The sequence below is a fragment of the Mesorhizobium sp. M7A.F.Ca.CA.001.04.2.1 genome (assembly GCF_003998485.1).
In the GTDB taxonomy this organism is placed as follows: Bacteria; Pseudomonadota; Alphaproteobacteria; order Rhizobiales; family Rhizobiaceae; genus Mesorhizobium; species Mesorhizobium ciceri.
On the sequence record NZ_RZQT01000260.1, the window covers coordinates 1 to 2,698 of the forward strand.

General features: G+C 62.5%; 3 protein-coding genes. All 3 read right to left on the reverse strand.

The annotated features are described in order from the left end of the window. Window positions 1–183 precede the first annotated feature (183 nt). The gene (gene purB, locus EN955_RS34230) at window positions 184–1,491 is read right to left on the reverse strand and encodes an adenylosuccinate lyase (protein WP_024504338.1); all 1,308 of its coding nucleotides are present in this window, start codon (window positions 1,489–1,491) and stop codon (window positions 184–186) included. Between the two features lie 59 nt (window positions 1,492–1,550). Continuing rightward, window positions 1,551–1,964: a hypothetical protein gene (locus EN955_RS34235; protein WP_081714351.1), complete on the reverse strand. Its 414-nt coding sequence runs from the start codon at window positions 1,962–1,964 to the stop codon at window positions 1,551–1,553. A gap of 107 nt (window positions 1,965–2,071) precedes the next feature. After that, window positions 2,072–2,698, reverse strand: a 627-nt coding sequence (locus EN955_RS34240; protein ID WP_127223569.1) for a DUF2259 domain-containing protein, incomplete at its 5' end; no start/stop codon positions are given.

The window sequence follows — 2,698 nt, forward strand, 5'->3', positions numbered from 1 at the left end:
GAAAAGGAACGCCCGCCAGGACCCATCACCTTCACCCAAGGCCTCAGACGCTTCAACGCCATCGTCGACGGCTTCGTTCTCGCCTCACAAAAATGAACCCGAAGCAAATGTGTGCGCACGCTAGCCCACAGGGGAGAAGGTGAAGCCTGCCGCTCGCGGCCAGCGACGGTATAGCGCTTTGCCTCAGGCTTTGCCAAACACCCGCTTGAAGATCGTGTCGACATGCTTGGTGTGATAGCCCAGGTCGAATTTCTCGCGGATTTCGGCCTCGGGCAGGGCAGCGGTCACTTCCTTGTCGGCCAGTAATTCTTCAAGAAAATCAGCGCCTTGCTCCCACACCCTCATGGCGTTGCGCTGGACCAGACGGTAGGAGTCTTCGCGAGACAACCCAGCCTGCGTCAGCGCCAGCATGACACGCTGCGAATGCACGAGGCCGCGGAACTTGTTCATGTTCTTCAGCATGTTGTCGGGATAGACGAGCAGCTTGTCGATGACGCCGGTCAGCCGTGACAGTGCGAAATCGAGCGTCACGGTGGCGTCAGGGCCGATCATGCGCTCGACCGAGGAGTGGGAAATGTCGCGCTCATGCCAGAGCGCCACATTCTCCATCGCCGGCATCGCCATGGAGCGAACCATGCGGGCAAGGCCGGTGAGGTTTTCGGTCAGCACCGGGTTGCGCTTGTGCGGCATGGCCGAGGAGCCCTTTTGGCCCGGCGAAAAATACTCTTCCGCTTCGAGCACTTCGGTGCGCTGCAAATGCCTTATCTCGATCGACAGCCGCTCGACCGACGAGGCGATGACGCCGAGCGTGGCAAAGAACATCGCGTGGCGGTCGCGCGGGATCACCTGCGTCGACACCGGCTCGGGCTTCAGGCCGAGCTTCGCCGCCACATGTTCCTCGACATAGGGGTCGATGTTGGCGAAGGTGCCGACCGCCCCGGAGATCGCACAGGTGGCGATATCCTCTCGCGCGTGCACCAACCGCTCGCGGCAGCGCGAGAACTCGGCATAGGCTTGCGCCAGCTTGACGCCGAAGGTCGTCGGCTCGGCATGGATGCCATGGCTGCGGCCAATGGTGACGGTGTTCTTGTGCTCGAAGGCGCGGCGCTTGAGCGCTGCAAGCAGACCGTCGATGTCGGTGAGCAGGATGTCGCTGGCGCGGGTCAGCTGTACCGCGAAGCAGGTGTCGAGAACGTCGGACGAGGTCATGCCCTGGTGGATGAAGCGGGCGTCCGGTCCGACGAATTCGGCAAGATGGGTCAGGAAGGCGATGACGTCATGCTTGGTGACGCGTTCGATCTCGTCGATCGCCTCGACGTCGAATTTTGCGGCACTGCCCTTTTCCCAGATGGTTTTTGCCGCTTCCCTGGGGATGACGCCGAGTTCGGCCAGTGCGTCGCAGGCATAGGCTTCGATCTCGAACCAGATGCGGAACCGGGTTTCTGGCGACCAGATGGCGACCATTTCCGGCCGGGAATAGCGAGGGATCATCGGTCAGTCCTGACATATCGAGAAGTTTGCCCGCGTCCTAACAGAGGCGAGCAAAATGCTCAACGCCGCTGGCGCGCAAACCAGACGCCCGCGGTAAACAGAGCGATGAAACCAACTGGAAAATAGAGCCGGATGCCCAGCACCACGAATTGATAGAGCGCAATCAACGTCGTGAAGACGAACTGGAGGACCCAGGTGCGGGTGAAAGCAGGCGCATGCCACTCGGCGTAGTAGGAGCGGTACTGCAGGGCAAACAGCCCGCCGGTCAGGCCGATCGTCGCCGCTGCTAGGCACACGAAGGCGGCGGCGACAGCGACTTCCCAGCGTCTTCCCTGCGAGACCAGCCGCGCCGCAAACAGGCCGATGGGGAAGGCCAGCGCAGCTCCCGCCGCAAACAGCATGGTGACAATGAGGATTTTCGCCGGCGTCTCCCAGTCGCCCAAAAACAAGGTGAGGAGCGCGCTGGCGCCCATTGTCACAGCCCACAACAAGGCGCCGACAAGTGCTGTGCGCGGCGTCGGTATCGCGCGGCGAAGGCGGTTCAGCGCACGATCGCGCGCGGCGGGTTGAGCAGGGGGTGTCACAGGCGGCCGGTCACCGCGATCCAGCGAAAGTCGGGGCCTTCAAAGCCGTATTGGCGCACCGCGATCAGCACGGCATAGGCGCTGAGGCTGTCCATGGAAAAGGTCTGCACGGCGCCGATGCGATAGCCGTTCGGGCAACCCCGGCTTTTCGGTATCGCCTTGTCCTCGTGCAGCAGCTTGGTCGTGCCGCCATCCTGCGCCTCGATGCGCAGCAGCCGGAAGCCGTTGATTTCGCCCTGGCTCTCGCAGCCATCGGTGTTGTTCATGCCCAACTCGTCGAGCCGGAACTCGAGCGGTGGGTCGACCGGAGTGAAGATCGGGCGCGGATTGACCGCCATCCGGTGCGGATCCGCCGAAAGCTCGGTCACCGGGTTGAAACCCGCGGTTATGCCGCGGTTGGCGTCCAACTCGGCCTGGCTGACAATGGATTCGCCTTTTTGCCGGGCCTGAAGGCGCACCGCATCCAGTTTGGCATTCTCGTCCTCAAGCCGGACCCGGATCGGCGTGCCCTTCAGAAAGCTGTCGGTGCTGGTGTCGATGTAGTAGCGGTTGGCATAGGGAAAGCCCGATCCATCCTGCACGCCATATTCCTCGAAAGCGAAGACGCTGCCGTCCTTGGCGAA